The organism is Streptomyces sp. 130 (genome assembly GCF_007096885.1).
Taxonomy (GTDB): Bacteria; Actinomycetota; Actinomycetes; order Streptomycetales; family Streptomycetaceae; genus Streptomyces.
Genome location: NZ_VJNO01000064.1, coordinates 1 through 19,984, shown reverse-complemented (window position 1 = coordinate 19,984; position 19,984 = coordinate 1). Strand labels below are relative to the sequence as shown.

At 74.0% G+C, this 19,984-nt stretch carries 3 protein-coding genes; all 3 read left to right on the top strand.

All coding sequences use genetic code 11. From position 1 onward, the window contains the following. Nucleotides 1–63 precede the first annotated feature (63 nt). Complete coding sequence (locus FKN01_RS31195) at nt 64–8,283, top strand: type I polyketide synthase (RefSeq protein WP_143626016.1); 8,220 nt, start codon at nt 64–66, stop codon at nt 8,281–8,283. Nucleotides 8,284–8,420: 137 nt separating this feature from the next. Further along, entirely contained in the window at nt 8,421–13,298 is a 4,878-nt protein-coding gene (locus FKN01_RS31190) for a type I polyketide synthase (protein WP_398933561.1), read from the top strand. Nucleotides 13,299–13,363: 65 nt separating this feature from the next. Then, nucleotides 13,364–19,984: type I polyketide synthase (locus tag FKN01_RS31185; protein ID WP_143626014.1), on the top strand; the 6,621-nt coding region annotated here is incomplete at its 3' end.

Genomic DNA, 19,984 nt, shown 5'->3' with positions numbered 1-19,984 from the left:
GTGCGGCATGTGCGGGAGGCGGTGCGTTTCGCGGATGCGGTGTCGTTCGTGGTGTCGCGGGGTGTGACGTCGTTCGTTGAGGTGGGTCCGGAGGGTGTGCTGTGCGGGATGGCGCAGCAGTCGGTGGAGGGGGAGTCGGCGGTCTTCGTTCCGTTGGTGCGTAAGGGCCGTCCCGAGGTGGCCTCGTCGGTTGCGGCGTTGGGGCGGTTGCATGTGAGTGGTGTGGCGGTGGACTGGGCCCGGCTCTTCGAAGGCACAGGCGCCCGCCGCGTCGACCTGCCCACGTACGCCTTCCAGCGTGAGCGGTACTGGATGCAGGCGGAGGCCGGCGGCAACGACCCCGGTTCGCTCGGCCTGGGCACCACGGGGCACCCGCTCCTCGGCGCCACCGTCACTCTGCCGGGAGCGGACGGACCCGTGCTCACGGGGCGGTTGTCCCTCGACAGCCAGCCGTGGCTTGCTGACCACCGGATGGGCTCGTCCGTCCTGCTCCCGGGGACCGGCCTGGTGGAGCTGGCGCTCTGTGCCGGCGCGCAGGCCGGATGCGATGTGCTCGACGAGCTGACCCTCCAGGCGCCCCTGGTGCTGCCGTCCCGCGGTGGCGTCCAGGTCCGGGTGGTGGTCGGCGCCGACGACGGGACCGGCGCCAGGAGCGTCGCCGTGTACGCGCGGCAGGAGGACGAAGGGGCGGGCGAGGACGCACCGTGGACCCTGCACGCCGACGGAGTCCTGCTCTCCGTGGTGCAGGAGCCCGCCCCCGACGCCGGGATCTGGCCCCCGCAGGGTGCCGCTCCCGTGGAACTGGGCGACGTATACGGGCAGTTGGCGGCTCAGGGGTATGCGTACGGACCGGCGTTCCAGGGACTCGACGCGGTCTGGCGGCGCGACCGCGAGATCTTCGCGGAGGTCACCCTGCCCGCTGCGGTGGCGGCGGACGCCGAGCACTACGGCCTGCACCCCGCCCTGTTCGACGCCACGCTGCACGCGTCGCTCCTCGACGGGGCCGACACGGCACCGGGCGACGAGGGGACGGCCCACCTCCCCTTCGCGTGGAAGAGCGTCCGCCTGCACGCCACCGGCGCATCCCGCCTCCGGGTGAGGATCGCGCCGACCGGTGCCGACAGCATCACCGTGGAAGGAGCGGACACCGAGGGGCGTCCCGTGTTCTCCGTGGGTGCCCTCGTCACCCGCCCGGTCTCCGTGGACACCACGGCCGGGACGGCGCAACGCGGCTCCCTCTATTCCGTGCGCTGGACACCGCTCACGGCGGCCACCGCCCCCGAGGTCGTCGCCGTTCCCTGGGACCACCGCAACAGCGGCCCCGTGGCCGAGGACGCGGTGCTCGTATGGGAATGCCCGCCGCCCGTCGGCGATCCGGTGTCGGCGGCGCACGAGCTGACAGCCCGCGCACTCGGCGTCGTACAGGAGTGGCTGACCGACGAACGGTACGCGGCCGGCCGGCTGCTCGTGGTCACCCGAGGAGCGGTTGCCCTGACGGGTGAGACGCTCACGCACCCGGCGGGCGCCGCCGTCGCAGGGCTGGTGCGGTCCGCGCAGAGCGAGAACCCCGGGCGCATCCTGCTCACGGACGCCGCCCCGGACAGCGCCAGCATCGCCGCTCCGGCCGTCGCCGCCATCGTCGCCTCCGGCGAACCCGAATCAGCGCTCCGGGAAAGCGGTGTGTGGGCGCCCCGGCTGGCCCGGGTCCCCCAGGAACGGGGCACCGCCGACCGCTCCCCGTTCGGCGGGGACGAAGCGACGGTGCTGGTCACCGGCGGTACGGGCACGCTCGGCGCGCTCGTGGCCCGGCACCTCGTCACCGCGCACGGCGTCCGGCGCCTGGTGCTCACCGGCCGCCGCGGCCCCGACGCACCGGGAGCCACCGAGCTGCGTGCCGAACTGGAGGCTCTGGGCGCCGAAACGGCCCTCGCCGCCTGCGACCTGGCCGACCGCGAAGCGGCCCGCGCCCTGCTGGCCGCGCACGCCCCGACAGCGGTCGTCCACTGCGCGGGGGTGCTGGAGGACGCCACCCTCGGCTCGCTCACCCCCGAACAACTCTCCCGCGTCCTGCGGCCGAAGATCGACGCGGCGTGGAACCTGCACGAGCTGACGGCCGGCCTCGACCTCTCCGCGTTCGTGCTCTTCTCATCCGTCGCCGGCGTCCTCGGCAATCCGGGCCAGGCCAACTACGCCGCCGGCAACGCCTTCCTGGACGCCCTCGCCGTCCAGCGGAAGGGGCTGGGACTGCCGGGTCAGTCACTCGCGTGGGGGCTGTGGGCCGACGGCGACGGCATGGCGAGCGGGCTGGACGGCACCGATCTGCGGCGCATGAGCCGCTCCGGTGTGGAACCCCTGGCGCCGGCCCACGCCCTGGCACTGCTGGACGAGGCCGGGCAGTCGGAGAACGCTCTTCTCCTGCCGGTCCGCCTCGACCTCGCGACCCTGCGCGCGGCGGAGCCGCCGTCGCCCATCCTGTCCGGCCTGGTGCACCGCAGGGCCCGTGCCGCCTCCGCCGCACCGGCCGGGCAGCCCCGGTCCCGCCTGGCGGCCCTGCCGCCCAAGGAGCGGCCGCGCGCCCTGCTCGACCTCGTGCGGGCCCAGGTGGCGTCCGTCCTCGGCCACGGGTCGGCGGCCGACGTCGAACCCGACCGGGCCTTCACCGAGCTCGGTTTCGACTCCCTGACCGCGATGGAGCTGCGCAACCAGCTCGTCTCCACGACCGGGCTGAGGCTGCCCGCCACGCTGGTCTTCGACCACCCCAACGCCCGCGCCGTCGCCGGACACCTCGACACCCTCCTGGCGGGCGACAGCACCACCGCCGCGGCGGCCGTGGCCGTATCGTCCGCCGCCGACGACGACCCCGTCGTCATCGTCTCCATGGCCTGCCGTTACCCGGGCGGGGTGGCCTCTCCCGAAGACCTGTGGCAGCTCGTCGACGACGAGGTCGACGCCATCACCGAGTTCCCCCGCAACCGTGGCTGGGACCTGGAACGGCTCTACGACCCCGAGTCCACCCGCCCCGGCACCTGCTACGTACGCCACGGCGGATTCCTGCACGACGCCGCCGACTTCGACCCCGGCTTCTTCGGGATCAGCCCGAACGACGCGCTGACCACCGACCCGCAGCACCGGCTCATGCTGGAGGTCGCATGGGAGGCGATGGAACGGGCGACGATCGACCCGCTCTCGCTCAAGGGCACCGCCACCGGGGTCTTCACCGGCACGATGTACCACGACTACGCGGGCAACAGCGCCGCCGGTTCGCTGGGCCCCGGCCGCGTCTCGTACACCTTCGGTTTCGAAGGGCCCTCGCTGGCCGTCGACACCGCCTGCTCCTCCTCCCTCGTCGCACTGCACCTGGCCGCCCAGGCCGTGCGGTCCGGCGAATGCGAACTGGCCCTGGTGGGCGGCGTGACCGTCATGTCGACCCCGGAGACGTTCATCGAGTTCGCCCGGCAGCGCGGGCTGTCCCGCGACGGCCGGTGCCGCTCGTTCTCCTCGGCCGCCGACGGCGCCGCATGGTCCGAGGGCGCGGGCATGCTCGTGATCGAGCGGCTCTCCGACGCCCGCCGGAACGGACATCCGGTCCTGGCCGCCCTGCGCGGCAGCGCCGTCAACCAGGACGGGGCCAGCAACGGGCTCATGGCCCCCAACGGCCCGTCCCAGCAGCGCGTCATCCGCCAGGCCCTGGCGAACGCGGGACTCGGCACAGCCGACGTGGACGTGGTCGAGGCCCACGGCACCGGGACCACTCTGGGCGATCCCATCGAGGCGCAGGCCCTCCTCGCCACCTACGGCCAGGGCCGCGTCGACGGGAAGCCGCTGTACCTGGGCTCGATCAAGTCGAACATCGGGCACGCCCAGGCCGCCGCCGGCATCGCCGGGGTGATCAAGATGGTCGAGGCGATGCGGCACGGCGTCCTCCCGGCCTCCCTCCACCTGGACGAACCCTCACCGAAGGTCGACTGGGAGACGGGTGACGTCGAGCTGCTGTCGCAGGCGCGCCCGTGGCCCGAGCTGGACCGTCCGCGCCGCGCCGGAATCTCCTCCTTCGGCATCAGCGGCACCAACGCCCACGTGATCATCGAGGCGCCGGCGGCCGATGCCACAGAGGCCCCGACCGCCCCTGCCGCCCCCGCCGCCCCTGCCGCCCCCGCCGCCCCGGCCGTCCCCGCCACCCCGACCGCCCCCGCCGCCCCCGAGCAGCGCACGCCCGTCCCCGAGCAGAGCACGCCCGTCCCCGTGCCGTGGCTCCTGTCGGCCCGGGACCCCGAGGGCACGGCCCGCCAGGCCGCCAGGCTGCTGACGCACCTGGAGTCCAGGCCCGCCGCGAGCGCACTCGACATCGCCCACTCCCTGGCCACCACGCGCACCCCCTTGGAGCAGCGCGCCGCGCTCCTGGTCACCGACCGGGCCCAGGCCATGCGCGACCTGGCCCTGCTCGCGGACGGCGCCACCACCCCCTCGCTCGTCACCGCGCACGACCCCGGAAGGACCGGAGGCGGACCGACCGCGTTCCTCTTCTCCGGCCAGGGCTCCCAACGCCTCGGCATGGGCGGGCGGCTGCATCGCACCCACCCCGTCTTCGCGCGGGCCTTCGACGAGGCCGTCGCCGCGCTCGACGCCCACCTCGACCGGCCGCTCGCCGACGTCGTGCGCGCGGACGAGGCCGCCCTGAACCGCACCGGATACACCCAGGCCGCGCTGTTCGCCTTCGAAGTGGCCCAGTTCAGGCTGCTGGAGTCCTGGGGCGTCCACCCCGACTTCCTCGCCGGCCACTCGATCGGCGAACTGGTCGCCGCCCACGTCAGCGGGGCCCTGTCGCTGCCGGACGCCGCACAGCTGGTCGCCGCCCGCGGTCTGCTGATGCAGGCACTGCCGGAGGGCGGGGCCATGGCGGCCATCCGGGCGAGCGAGGACGAGGTGGCACCGCTCCTCACCGCCGAGGCCGCCGTCGCCGCCGTCAACGGCCCCCAGTCCGTCGTCGTCTCCGGCACCGCCGCCGCCGTGCGGTCCGTGACGGACCACTTCGCGGCGCTGGGCCGCTCGGCCAAGCCGCTGCGGGTGTCGCACGCCTTCCACTCGCCGCTGATGGACCCCATGCTGGACGACTTCGCGCGCGCCGCCGCCGGGATGACGGTGACCGAACCGTCCGTCCCGATCGTGTCCACCCTGACCGGACACGTCGTGACGGCCGCCGACCTCGCCGACCCCCGGCACTGGGTCAGGCACGTGCGGGAAACCGTGCGGTTCGCCGAAGCCGTACGCACCCTGGACGAGGCGGGCGTCACCACCTATCTGGAGATCGGCCCCGACGCGGCGCTGTCCGCCCTGGGCCCCGCCTGCCTGCCCGACACGAGCACCGCCGCGTTCCTGCCGCTGTCGCGCCGCGACCGCGACGAAGCGGCGGAGCTCGTCGCGGCCCTCGCGCTCGCCCATGTCCACCATGTCCCCGTCGACTGGGCGGAGTTCTTCGCCGGAAGCGGGGCGAACCGCGTCGACCTCCCCACGTACGCGTTCCGCCGCCAACCGTTCTGGGCGCTGCCCGAACGGGCCGGGGCCGAACTCACCGCCGCCGGAATCGGCACGACGCGGCACCCGCTGCTCGGCGCGGTCGTGGCGCTGCCCGACGGCGGCGCCCTCCTGACCGGCCGGCTGAACCCCGCCGAACTGCCCTGGCTCCACGACCACGACCTGCTCGGCACCCCCCTTCTGCCCGCCGCCGCGTTCGCCGACCTCGCCCTCAGCGCCGGACGGGACACCGGCTGCCCCCGCCTGGACGAGCTGACCGTGACGGCCCAGCTGCCGCTGGCCACCGGCCCCGGCCCGGAACTCCGGGTCACCGTCGGCGCACCCGCCGATGACGGCCGCCGCACGGTCGACATCCACTCCGGGGCCCCGGACGCGCGGGCGGAGGACGACGGCCCGGCCTGGGTCCGGCACGCCCGGGGCGTACTCGCCCCGGCCACCACCGGACCGGCCGCGGCCACGGCCGCCGCCTGGCCGCCGCCCGGCGCCACCCCGGTCGATCCGGACACCTTCTACGACCGGCTGCTCGCCCTCGGCCACGGCCACGGCCCGGCCTTCCGCACCGTCGGCGCCGCCTGGCGGAGCGGGGACGAGCTGTTCGCCGACGCCGTACTCGACGAGGAGACGGCCACCGAGCAGTGCGCGCTGCACCCGGCGCTGCTCGACGCCGCCGTCCAGCTGGCCCGCTTCGGGGCCCTGTCCGCAGGCGAGGAGCCGGGCGGCGACGCGCCGCTGAACCCCGCGGCCTGGACCGGCATGCAGGTGCACCGCGCCGGTGCCACCGCGCTGCGGATACGGGTCCGCCCGACCGGCCCGGGCCACGCGTCGTTCGACATCGCGGACGGCGAGGGACGGCCCGTCCTGACGGCCGAGGACATCGAGTGGAAGCCCGTCACCGTCGCCGAACTGACCACCGGCACCCCGCCGGGCGGGCTGTACCGGCTGGAGTGGGCGCCCGCCCCCGTGGACATCGCCGACCTCGGCTCCCGGACGGCCGTCCTCGCCGCCGCCGCGCCCCTGGACGACCCGCGAACCGGCCTGCCCTTCCCGGTCTTCGACCCGCGCGATCCACGGGACGCGGACGCCCCCGACGTCGTCCTGCTGCCTCTGGCCGCCCCGGCCGGCGACGAGCCGGACGCCGTACGCACGCACGCGGCCGAAGTCCTGGACCAGCTGCGGGAGTTCCTCAGCGCCGTGCCGGACGGAGCGGCCACCCGGCTGGCGGTCGTCACCCGGCTCGCCGTCGCGGCGGGGGACGAGACGCCGGACGTCCGGCACGCGGCCGTATGGGGGCTCGTCCGGGCCGCGCAGAGCGAACACCCCGGACGGTTCGTCCTCGCCGATGTGGACGGTCTGGACGCCTCGGCGACCGCGCTGCCCGATGCCCTCGCCACCGGAGCCGATGAACTCGCCGTCCGGGGCGGCACCGTGCTCCTGCCGAGACTGGTCCCCGCGGCACCCGGCCCGGAGGCGCCCGCCCCGGCGGGCGGCACGGTGCTCGTCACCGGCGGACTCTCCATGACGGACGCCGCTCAGGTCCGCCGCCTCGTCGCCGCACTCGGCGCCGGCCAGGTCATCGTCGCCGGCACCGCCACCCCCGAGGAGGCGGACGCGCTCACCGCGGGCACCCGAGCCGGCACGGTCGTCAGCGACTGCGACCCCGCCGACCGTGCGGCCCTGGCCGCGCTCCTGTCCGGCATCCCCGACGACACCCCGCTCACCGCCGTCGTCCTGACGGGACCCGCCGGGGAGAGCGCGCCGATCGGCGAACGAACCCCGCACCTCCTCGACGAGGCGCTGCGGCGGCACGCCGACGCCGCGTGGAACCTGCACGAGCTGACGACCGGCCTCGACGTGTCGGCCTTCGTCCTCCTCACCTCGGCCCACGGTCTCGTCCATGGCGCCGGGCAGGCCCACAACGCCGCCGCGCACACCTTCCTGGACGCGCTCGCCCGGCACCGGCACGCCCTCGGCCTTCCGGCGACAGCCGTCGCCCTCACTCCGGAGAACGCCACCGGCGCCGGGCTGCTGCCGCTGACCGCCGAGCGCACCACGGCACTCCTCGACGAGGCGCTGCGCACCCCCGCCGCCGCACTGTTCGCCCTCCACCCCGACCAAGCCGCCCTGCGCGCCGGCGCCGGACACCTGCCCCCCGTACTCGGCACGCTGGTCCGCACACCGGGCCGCGCCGGAACCCGTCCGGGCGCCGGCCGCTCCGCCGCCGAACTGCGCAGCCGCCTCGCAGGCCGGAGCGAGGAGGAGCGGGGCCGCGTACTGCTGGAGCTCGTCCGCTCACACGTCGCCACCCTGCTCGGCCACACCGGCCCCGAGGCGGTCGGCGCGGACAGGGCCTTCAAGGACATCGGCTTCGACTCACTGGCCGCGGTCGAGCTACGCCGCCGGCTCGGCAGCGCCACCGGCCTCACCCTCCCCGCCAGCCTCGTCTTCGACTATCCGGACTCCCGCGCCGTCGCCGCGCACCTCACCCGACTGATCGATGACGGGTCCGGGGAACAGAACCCCTCCGAAAGCCTGTGGGCCATGCTCGACCAGCTCGACGCGAGCCTCGCCGCCGCCCAGCCCGATGCCGGGACCCGCCCGCGCATCACCTCCCGGCTGGAGGCGCTGCTGCGCCGCTGGCAGGACACCCACGGCGGCGCCGACGCCCGCACCGGCGACGAGGACGACGCACTCGACTCGGTCACCGACGAGGAACTGTTCGACGTGCTGGACCAGGAGATCGGGCTCCTCTAGCCCACCGGCAAGCCCCACCGGCCGGGCGGGACCCCGTCCCTCCCGGCCCCGTCACCGACACGCACCGCCCGTTCGCGCACCCCGCCGGTCACGGCACCGCTACCGCCCGGCACGGCCGACACCCGCACCGAGATTGGTTGGTTGAGGTACAGATGGCAACCCAGGACAAGCTTCGTGACTACCTCCAGCGGGCCACGGCCGACCTGCGGCAGGTGAAGCGCCGTCTGCGCGAAGCCGAGGCCAGGGAACACGAGCCGATGGCGATCGTCGGCATGAGCTGCCGCTACCCCGGCGGCGTGACCTCCCCCGACGAGCTGTGGGACCTCGTGGCCGAGGGCCGGGACGGCATCACCGGCTTCCCCGTCAACCGGGGCTGGGACCTCGACGGACTGTACGACCCGGAGCCCGCCACACCCGGACACACGTACGCCCGCGAGGGCGGCTTCCTCCACGAGGCGGACCGGTTCGACGCCGACTTCTTCAGAATGAGCCCCAAGGAAGCCCGGGAGACCGACCCCCAGCAGCGCCTGCTGCTGGAGACGTCGTGGGAGGCCCTGGAGAACGCCGGAGTGGACCCGCTCTCCCTCAAGGGCTCCCTCACCGGCGTGTTCGCCGGAGTCGTCTACCACGACTACGCCACCGACGGCGGTACCGGCGGCCTGGCCAGCGTCGCCTCCGGACGGGTCTCGTACACCCTCGGGCTCCAGGGCCCGGCCGTCACCGTCGACACGGCCTGCTCGTCCTCCCTCGTGGCCCTCGACTGGGCGGTCAAGTCGCTCCGCACGGGTGAGTGCGACCTGGCCCTGGTCGGCGGTGTCACGGTGATGGCGACCCCCACCTCATTCGTGGGCTTCAGCCAGGAACGCGGCCTCGCCCCCGACGGCCGCTGCAAGTCCTTCGCGGCGGCGGCAGACGGTACGGGCTGGGGCGAAGGCGTCGGCATGCTCGTCGTCGAACGGCTCAGCGACGCCCGGCGCCTCGGACACCAGGTGCTCGCCGTGGTCCGGGGCAGCGCCGTCAACTCGGACGGGGCCAGCAACGGCCTCACCGCCCCCAACGGCCCGGCGCAGCAACGGCTCATCCGCCAGGCCCTCGCCGCCGCCCAGCTCACCGCCGACCAGGTCGACGCGGTCGAGGCCCACGGCACCGGGACCACGCTCGGCGACCCGATCGAGGCGCAGGCCCTCCTCGCCACGTACGGCCAGGGCCGCCCGGCCGACCGGCCGCTGTACCTCGGCTCGATCAAGTCGAACATCGGCCACGCCCAGGCCGCCGCCGGCGTCGGCGGAGTCATCAAGATGGTGCAGGCCATCCGCCACGGCGTCCTGCCCCGCACCCTCCATGTGGACGGCCCGACACCCAACGTCGACTGGTCCACGGGGAACATCTCCCTGCTCACCGAAGCCATGGCCTGGCCCGACCTCGGACGCCCGCGCCGGGCCGCCGTCTCGGCCTTCGGGCTCAGCGGTACGAACGCGCACGTGATCATCGAGGAGGCACCGGCGGCCGAGGAGGCCGAACCGGACGGCCCCGCCGCCGCGCCGTTGCCGGTTGTGCCGTTGCCGGTCTCGGCGCGGAATGCCGAGGCGCTCAGGGAACAGGCGGGTCGCCTGCTCGCTCATGTCGAGGCGCACCCGGACGAGCCGTTGCTGGACGTGGGTTTCTCCTTGGCGACGACACGTGCGGTGCTGGACCACCGTGCGGTGGTGCTGGCGGAGGACCGCGAGGGAGCGGTGCGCGGGCTGTCGGATCTGGTGGCGGGCCGTGCGGGCGCGGATGTGGTGGCGCCGGCGGGTTCTGCTTCCGGGGAAGGTCTGACGGCGTTCCTGTTCACGGGTCAGGGTGCCCAACGGCTCGGGATGGGCCGGGAGTTGTACGAGGCGTTCCCGGTGTTCGCGGAGGCCTTCGACGCGGTGGCGGCGGAGCTGGACGTGCGGCTGGGGCGTTCTCTTCGCGAGGTCGTGTGGGGCGGGGACGCGGGTCTGCTGAACGGCACGATGTTCGCCCAGGCCGGGCTGTTCGCGGTGGAGACCGCGTTGTTCCGGCTGGTGGAGTCGTGGGGCGTGCGGGCCGATGTGGTGGCCGGGCACTCGATCGGTGAGGTGGTGGCCGCGCATGTGGCGGGTGTGCTGTCCCTGGGTGACGCGGCGGAGCTGGTGGTGGCGCGCGGCCGGTTGATGCAGGGGCTGCCGGGTGGCGGGGCGATGGTGGCGGTGGCCGCGTCGGAGGACGAGGTCGTTCCGTTGCTGGGCGACGGTGTCGGGCTGGCCGCGGTGAACGGCCCGTCCGCGGTGGTGGTGTCGGGGGCGGAGAAGGAGACGCTCGCGGTCGCGGAGCACTTCTCCGCGCTGGGGCGTCGCACGAAGCGGCTGGCCGTGTCGCACGCGTTCCACTCGCCGCTCATGGAGCCGATGCTGGACGCGTTCCGCGAAGTCTGCGAGACGCTCTCGTATGCCACGCCGTCGATCCGTGTGGTGTCCCATGTGACCGGCACCGAGGCGACGGCGGAGCAGCTGACGTCGCCCGAGTACTGGGTGCGGCATGTGCGTGAGGCCGTACGGTTCGCCGACGGCGTCGCGCACCTCGCGGACCAGGGCGTCACCCGCTTCGTGGAACTCGGCCCCGACGCGGCGCTCACCCCCATGGCGGCCGACTGCCTGACGGCCGCCCCCGACACCCTGTGCGTCCCCGTCCTGCGCCGCGACCGCGACGAGGAGCGCACGCTGATCGCCGCCGTCTCCCGAGCCCACGCGCACGGCGCCGAGGTCGACTGGAACGCCTTCTTCGAGGGCCGGGGCGCCCGCCGCGTCACCGGCCTGCCCACCTACCCCTTCCAGCGCCGCAGCCACTGGCAGGAGCGGGCCGACGCCCCGGACACCGCCGGCCAGGCCGACGACCCGGCCGGCGCGGCCTTCTGGGAAGCCGTTGAACGGGAGGACGTCACGTCTCTCGCCGACCGGCTCTCGGTCACCGAGAGCGCACTCGGCGAGGTGGTGCACGCCATGGCACGCTGGCGCCGCCTCCACCAGGAGAGGGCCGCACTCGACGACCTCCGCTACCGCGTCGTCTGGCAGCCCGTCCCCGCACCGCCCGCCGGGGCCACCGCGCTCGACGCCCCCTGGCTGGTCGCCGTCGCCGAGGGGCAGTCCGAAGCCCCCGAGGTCACCGCGATCCTGGCCGCACTCATCGAACGCGGCGCCTCCCCGCACCTCATCGAAACGGCCCCCGGCCCGAGCCGGGCGGACCTGGCCGCCCGCCTCGCCGAGCAGCCCGCCGCCGGAATCCTGTCCCTGCTCGCCCTCGACGACCGCCCCGAACCGGCACACCCCCATCTCACTCGCGGCCTCACGGCCACCGTCGCCCTGGTGCAGGCGCTCTCGGACACTCCGGACGCCCCCAGGCTCTGGTGCGCCACCCGGTCCGCCGTAGCCACTTCCCGCTCCACGGAGCTGACCGCTCCGGAACAGGCCCCGTTCTGGGGCCTCGGCGGCGGCCTCGCCCTCGACCACCCCGACACCTGGGGCGGCATCGTCGACCTTCCCGCCGAACTCCGGCCGGCCGACCTGGACCGCCTCTGCGACATCCTCTCGGGTGCCACCGGAGAGGACGCGGTGGCCCTGCGTGCCGAGGGCGTGCTCGCCCGCCGCCTGGTCCGCGCCCCCCTCGGCGACCGCACCCCGGTCCGGTCCCGGCCGTCGCACGGCACCGCGCTGATCACCGGTGGCACCGGCGGCCTCGGCGCCCACGTCGCCCGCATGCTCGCCGCCGACGGCATCCCGCACCTGATGCTCCTGAGCAGACGGGGCGACGCGGCCGACGGCGCCCGCGAACTGGCGGCCGAACTGGAAGCGTCCGGCACCCGGGTGACCCTCGCCGCCTGCGATGTCACCGACCGCGCCGCGCTGGCCCGCGTCCTCGACTCCGTCCCGGACGACATGCCGTTGACGACCGTCGTGCACGCGGCCGGTGCGATGCAGCGCATGGCACCGCTCACCGAACTGACCCGGGAGGAGTTCGCGGCCGTCGGCCACGCGAAGGTCACCGGGGCCCAGCACCTCGACGCGCTCCTCGGCGACCGGCCCCTCGACGCCTTCGTGCTGTTCTCCTCCGGCGCCGCCGTCTGGGGCAGCGCGGGCCAGGCCGCCTACGCCGCGGCCAACGCCCGCCTCGACGCCCTCGCCCACCACCGCCGCGCCCGCGGGCTCACCGCCACCTCCGTCGCCTGGAGCTCCTGGCAGGGCGGTATGGTCGACGCCGAACTCGCCGCCGCGATGGAACGCATCGGCGCCCCCGCCATGGACCCCCACCGCGCCATCGGCGCGCTGAAGCAGGCCCTGGAACACGACGAGAGCCACCTCGTCGTCGCCGAGTTCGACTGGCCCCGTTTCGTCCCCACGTACACGCTCGCCCGCCCCCGCCCCCTGCTCGACGCACTCGACGACGTACGCCGCGTCCTCTCCGCCGGGCCCGGAGCGGCCGGCTCGGACGCGGCGGACCTGATGGCCCGGCTCGCCGGCCTCTCCCCGGCCGAGCGGAGCCGCGCGGTACTCGACCTCGTACGCACCCGGGTCGCGACCCTGCTGGGATACGAGGCGGCCTCGCAACTCGACCCGCAGCGCGCCTTCGAGGACCTCGGCTTCGACTCCGTCGCCGCGGTGGAACTCCGCCAGGCTCTGACCGCCGCCACGGGCGCCCAACTGCCCGCGACGCTGGTCTTCGACTATGCGACACCCACGGCGCTCGCCGACCACCTGCACACCCGGCTCTTCCCGGACGGCGACGACACCAGGACGCCCGTCCTCGCGGAGATCGACCGGTTCGAGGAACTGGTCGGAGCGCTGGACATCGAGGAGATCCGCAGCAGCCGCATCACCTCACGGCTGCAGACCCTGCTCGACACGCTGACCACCCTCCAGAGCGGCGAAACGGGGGCGGTCGCCGTGCGGGACTCACTCGACGACGCCTCCGCGGACGACGTCCTCGCCTTCATCGACCAGGAACTCGGCCTCGCCTGACACCGGCACGCTGCCGCCACCCGCCCCCTGCCGCCATCTGCCCCGAAGGACCCGGTGAGACCGCCATGGCCAACGACGAGAAGATCCTCGACTACCTCAAAAAGGTGACCGCCGACCTGCACCGCACCCGGCGCCGCTTGCAGGACGCGGAGGCGGCGGCGCAGGAACCCATCGCGATCGTCGCCATGGGCTGCCGCTTCCCCGGCGGGGTGACCACCCCCGAGGAGCTGTGGCAACTGGTGGCAGAGGGCCGCGACGCCATCTCGGGCATGCCGGACGACCGGGGCTGGGACCTCGACCAGCTCATGGGCGAGGACGCCTCGCAGCCGGGGACCAGCTATGTGCACCAGGGCGGATTCCTCGAAGGCGCCGGCGACTTCGACGCCGGATTCTTCGGGATGAGCCCCATGGAGGCGGAGGCCACCGACCCGCAGCAGCGGCTCAGCCTCGAAGTCGCCTGGGAAGCCTTCGAACGGGCCGGAATCGACCCGGAGACCCTGCGCGGCGGGCGCGTCGGCGTCTACATGGGCTCCGGCATCCAGGACTACGGCGACTTCCCCGAAGGCGTACCGGAGGCCGTCGAGGCATACATGGCCACGGCACGGGCCGCGTCCGTCATCTCCGGCCGCATCTCGTACGCCCTCGGCCTCGAAGGCCCCTCCTTCACCGTCGACACCGCCTGCTCGTCGTCACTCGTCGCGCTCCACCTCGCCGTCCAGGCCCTGCGCCAGGACGAATGCGGCCTCGCCCTGGCCGGTGGCGTCATGGTCATGTCGACGGCAGCGCCCTTCGTCGCCTTCAGCAAGCAGCGCGGACTCGCACCCGACGGGCGGTGCAAGGCGTTCTCCGACAGCGCCGACGGCACGGGCTGGTCCGAGGGCGCCGGCATCCTCCTGCTGGAACGCCTCTCCGACGCCCGCCGCAACGGCCACCCCGTCCTCGCCGTCGTCCGAGGCTCGGCCATCAACTCGGACGGAGCCTCCAACGGCCTCACCGCACCCAGCGGCCCGTCCCAGCAGCGCGTCATCCGCCAGGCCCTCGCCAACGCACGCGTTCCCGGCGCCCACGTCGACGCCGTCGAGGCACACGGCACCGGGACCACCCTGGGCGACCCCATCGAGGCGCAGGCCCTGCTCGCCACGTACGGCCAGGACCACACCGCCGAACAGCCGCTGAGACTGGGCTCGTTCAAGGCCAACATCGGCCACGCCCAGGCCGCCGCGGGCGTCGGCGGCGTCATCAAGATGGTCATGGCCCTGCGCAACGGCCTCCTGCCCAGAACCCTGCACGTCGAGCAGCCCACCACCCACGTCGACTGGACCTCCGGCCACGTCAGTCTGCTCACCGAGGCCGAACCCTGGACCCGCCAGGGCCACCCGCGCACCGCGGGCATCTCGGCCTTCGGACTCAGCGGCACCAACGCCCACGTCATCCTCCAGGAAGCACCCGAGCCGGACCCGGCCGCGGAGTCCGACGCGACGAGCCCGGAACCGGCCACGAACCGGCCGGACACGGACGACCGGGCGCTCCCCTTCGTCACCACCGCCGCACCCATCACGCCATTCGTCCTCTCCGGACGCAGCGCCGCCGGTCTGCGCGCCCAGGCCGAGCGGCTGGCCTCCTTCGTACGGGACGGAGCCGGCGCCACCGCCCGCCAGCGGGACATCGGCCACGCCCTGACCGCCACCCGCACCGCCTTCGAGCACCGTGCCGTCGTCCTCGACACCGGGAACCCCGAGGACGCCGACGGCAGCGCCTCCACCCCCCTGCTCAGCGGCCTGGACGCGCTCGCGGCCGGCACCAAGGCGCGCCACGTCGTGCGGGGAACGGCCACCGGCCCCGCCCAGGTCGCGTTCGTCTTCCCCGGCCAGGGCTCCCAGTGGGCCGGCATGGCCGTCGAACTCCTCGCCACCTCGCCGGTGTTCGCCGACCGGATGCGCGAGTGCGCCGAAGCGCTCGCCCCCTTCACCGACTGGGACCTCCTCGACGTGGTCCACGAGCGCCCGGGAGCCCCCACCCTCGAAGAGGTCGACGTCGTCCAGCCGGTCCTGTGGGCCGTCATGGTCTCCCTCGCCGCCCTCTGGCGCGCGTGCGGTGTGGAGCCCGCCGCCGTCGTCGGCCACTCCCAGGGAGAGATCGCCGCCGCCTGCGTCGCCGGAGCCCTCTCGCTGGAGGACGGCGCGCGCGTCGTCGCCCTCCGCAGCCGGATCATCCGCCAGGACCTCGCCGGACGCGGCGGCATGCTGTCGGTCGCCCTGCCCGCGGCGGAGGCCGGGACGGTGATGCGCGGCTGGGGCGACCGGCTCCAGATCGCCGTGGTCAACAGCCCCGAGTCCACCGTCGTCTGCGGCGAGAAGGACGCCCTCGACGAGCTCGGCACCCACCTGGAGGCCCAGGGCGTGCAGACCCGTCGGATACCGGTGGACTACGCCTCCCACTCGGTGTTCGTGGAAGAGATCCGCGAACGCCTCCTGGCCGAGATAGCCGATGTCACGCCCCGGCCGTCCACCGTGACCTTCTACTCCACGGTGACCGCGGAGTCGATCGACACCACGACCCTCGACGCCGACTACTGGTACGAGAACCTGCGCCGGACCGTGCGCTTCGAGGACACCACCCGGGCCATGCTCGACGACGGGCTCACCCTCTTCGTCGAGGCCAGCCCCCACCCGGGCCTCTTCGTCGCCCTCGGAGAGACGATCGCCACGACCCCGGCCACCGCCGCCGCCGTCGGATCGCTGCGCCGTCACAGCGGCGACCCCGCCCGGTTCGCGCTGTCACTGGCCGAGGCGTACGTGCACGGAGCCACCGTCGACTGGAGCCTCTTCCACGACGCCGAGCCCACCACCCGCGTGGAGCTGCCGACGTACGCCTTCCAGCGCGAGCGCTACTGGGTCACCGCCCCCACCGGGGCGGGCGACGTGCTGACCGCCGGTCTCGAACCGGCGGACCACCCGCTGCTCGGCGCACGGGTGTCCGCTCCGGACACGGACGCCCTCAGCCTCACCGGCCGGCTGTCCCTCGGCACACACCCCTGGCTCGGCGACCACCGCGTCGGCGACGCCGTCTTCTTCCCCGGCACCGGACACGTGGAGCTCGTCGGCTACGCGGCCGACATGGCCGGCTGCGCCGTCATCGACGAACTGACCCTGGAGACCCCTCTCACCGTCCCTGAACGGGGCGGAGTCGCGGTACGCGTCACCGTCGGCACGGCCGGCCCGGACGGGAGGCGCCCGGTCACCGTGCACGCCCGCACCGAGGACGGCGACCAGCCCTGGACCCGGCACGCGACCGGAGTCATCGCCCCGGAGAGCCCGCGAGCGGGCGGATCACCCGTGGACACCGAATGGGCCTCGGCGCAGTGGCCGCCGGCCGGCGCAGAGCCGGTGGAGCTGGACGGGTTCTACGAAGGCATGGCGGACGAGGGACTGCGCTACGGCCCCGCCTTCTGCGGACTGACCGCCGCATGGCGCGCCGACGGCGACATCTACGCCGAGGCCGCCCTGCCCCCCGGCACACCCGCGACCGACTTCCGGCTCCACCCGGCCCTCCTCGACGCGGCGTTGCACGGGGTGGCGCTGTCGGGCGCGGCGGGCGAGGGCGCCGCGCTGCCGTTCGCCTGGTCCGGCGTGTCGCTGGGTGCGGTGGGCGCTTCGGCGGTGCGCGTCCGGGTGTCGGCGGTGGGCGAGAACCGTGTGTCGGTGGTCCTGGCGGACACCGGCGGCGGAGCGGTGGCGTCGGTGGACTCGCTGGTGCTGCGCTCGGTGGGCGGAGAACGGCGCGCCATGACGGAGTCGGGTGTGGTGGGGTCCCTGTTCGGGATGGACTGGCCCGAGACCACGCTGCCGGACGCGGAAGCCGTCGAGGGCGTCTCGGTGGGGCGCTGGAACGACGTGACGGAAACCTCGGACGCCGTACCGGACGTGGTGGTGTACGAGTCACTGCGCGCCGGCGAGGCAGGGCACGGCACCGCGGACGGTGTCCGGGCCGCGGTGTGCGAAGCGCTGGACGTGGTGCGGGCGTGGCTGGCCGACGAGCGGTTCGGTGAGTCGCGTCTCGTCGTGCGGACGCGGGGCGCCGTCGCGCTACCGGGCACGGGCCCGGTGGACATGGCGGGCGCGGCCGTGTGGGGTCTGGTGCGCTCGGCGCAGTCGGAGAACCCGGGACGTGTGGTGCTGCTGGACAGCGACTCGGGCGAGGTGACGGACCTGGCCGCGCGGGCGACCGCCATGGGCGAGTCGCAGGTCGTGGTGCACGAGAACCGGGCCCACGTGGGCCGGCTGGTGCGGGTGGAACAGCCGGCCGACGAGAGCGCCGACGTGGAGTTCGACGCTGCGGGGACGGTGTTGTTGACGGGTGGTACGGGGACGTTGGGGCGGGTGTTCGCGCGTCATCTGGTGGTGGAGCGTGGGGTGCGGCGGTTGGTGTTGACGAGTCGTCGTGGTGGTGGGGCCGAGGGTGTGGGGGAGTTGGTCGAGGAGTTGGCGGGTTGGGGTGCGGAGGTGGTGGTCGAGGCGTGTGATGTGGCTGACCGGGCTTCTGTGGAGCGGGTGTTGGGGTCGGTTCCGGTGGATCGGCCGTTGGTGGGGGTGGTGCATCTGGCGGGTGTGCTGGATGACGGGGTGATCGGTTCGCTGACGGCGGAGCGGGTGGAGGCGGTTCTGCGGCCGAAGGTGGACGCGGCCCTGAATCTCCACGAGCTGACCCGTGACCTCGACCTCACCGCCTTCGTCCTCTTCTCCTCCGTGGCCGGCACCTTCGGCAACGCAGGCCAGGGCAACTACGCCGCGGCCAACGCGTTCCTGGACGCGCTGGCCACGTACCGCAGGGCCGAAGGCCTCCCCGCGCACTCCCTCGCCTGGGGCTTCTGGGACGAGGCCAGCGGAATGACCGGCAAGCTGTCCGGGGCCCAACGCTCCCGCATCTCGTCAGTCGGCGGCGTCTTCCCGATCACCTCGGAGGGCGGCGTGGCCCTCTTCGACGCCGCCCTGCGGGTGGACCGGCCGGTGGTGGCCCCGGTGAGGCTCGACCTCGCCGCCGTGAGGGCCCAGGGCTCCGCGGCCCGCGATCTCTTCCGCACGCTGGTCCCCGTCGTCGCACGGCGCAGGGCGACAGGCCACGACGAGGCGAACGGCCTTCAGCAGCGGCTCGCCCGCATCGCCGAAACGGAGCGCGAAGCCGTTGTCCTGGAGGTCGTCCTGACACAGGTCGCAACCGTCCTCGGCTACAGCTCCGTCCAGGCCATCGAGCCGGAGAAGGCCTTCAAGGACCTCGGCTTCGACTCCCTGCGCGCCGTCGAGTTCCGCAACGCGGTGTCCGAGGCCACCGCGCTCCGACTCCCCGCGACCGTCGTGTTCGACTACCCCACCCCCCAGGCCCTGGCCCGCCACCTGCTGGGGGAACTGTCCGGAGCCGATGCCCCCGCACCGGCAGCGACCGCCCCGGTGCGCCCGCACGCCGTCGCCCACGCCGACGACCCGATCGCGATCGTGGGCATGGCGTGCCGCTACCCGGGCAACATCGCCTCGCCCGAAGACCTCTGGCAGGCCGTGAGCGAGGGTGCCGACCTCATCTCCGACTTCCCGACGGACCGGGGCTGGAACCTGCGGAAGATCTACGACCCGGAAGGTGTACGACCCGACACCAGCTACGTCGCCCGGGGCGGCTTCCTCGACGACGCCTCCGGGTTCGATCCGGCGTTCTTCGGTATCAGTCCGAACGAGGCCCTGATCATGGACCCGCAGCAGCGGCTGCTGCTGGAATGCTCGTGGGAGGTGTTCGAGCGGGCCGGCATCGACCCGCTCTCCCTCAAGGAGAGCCGTACCGGTGTGTTCGCCGGGATGATGTACCACGACTACGCCCACAACGCGAGCACGGGCGGCATCGCCTCCGGCCGGATCTCCTACGTACTCGGCCTCGAGGGCCCGTCGATGACGGTGGACACGGCGTGCTCCTCGTCGCTCGTGAGCCTGCACCTCGCGATCCAGGCACTCCGCTCCGGCGAGTGCTCCCTCGCACTGGCGGGCGGCGTGGCCGTCATGTCGGAACCCGAGGTCTTCGTGGAGTTCAGCCGGCAGCGGGGGTTGGCGAAGGACGGGCGGTGCAAGTCGTTCGCGGGTGCCGCGGATGGTGCCGCGTGGTCGGAGGGCGTGGGTGTGCTGCTGGTCGAGCGGCTGTCGGACGCTCGTCGGCTGGGGCACGAGGTGTTGGCCGTGGTGCGGGGCAGTGCGGTGAATCAGGACGGTGCGAGCAACGGGCTGACGGCTCCGAACGGTCCCTCGCAGCAGCGGGTGATTCGGGCGGCGTTGGCTGATGCGCAGATCTCGTCGGATCAGGTGGATCTGGTGGAGGCGCATGGGACGGGCACTCGGCTGGGTGACCCGATCGAGGCGCAGGCGTTGTTGGCGACGTATGGGCAGGGTCGTGCGGAGGGTGATCCGCTGTGGCTGGGTTCGTTGAAGTCGAATCTGGGGCATGCGCAGGCGGCTGCGGGTGTGGGTGGTGTGATCAAGGCGGTGCAGGCGATTCGGCATGGGGTGTTGCCGAAGACGTTGCATGTGGATGTGCCGACGCCGCAGGTGGATTGGGATGCGGGTGCGGTGGAGTTGCTGACGGAGTCGCGGGCGTGGCCGGTGCGGGATCGTCCGCGTCGTGTGGGTGTGTCGTCGTTCGGTCTGAGTGGGACG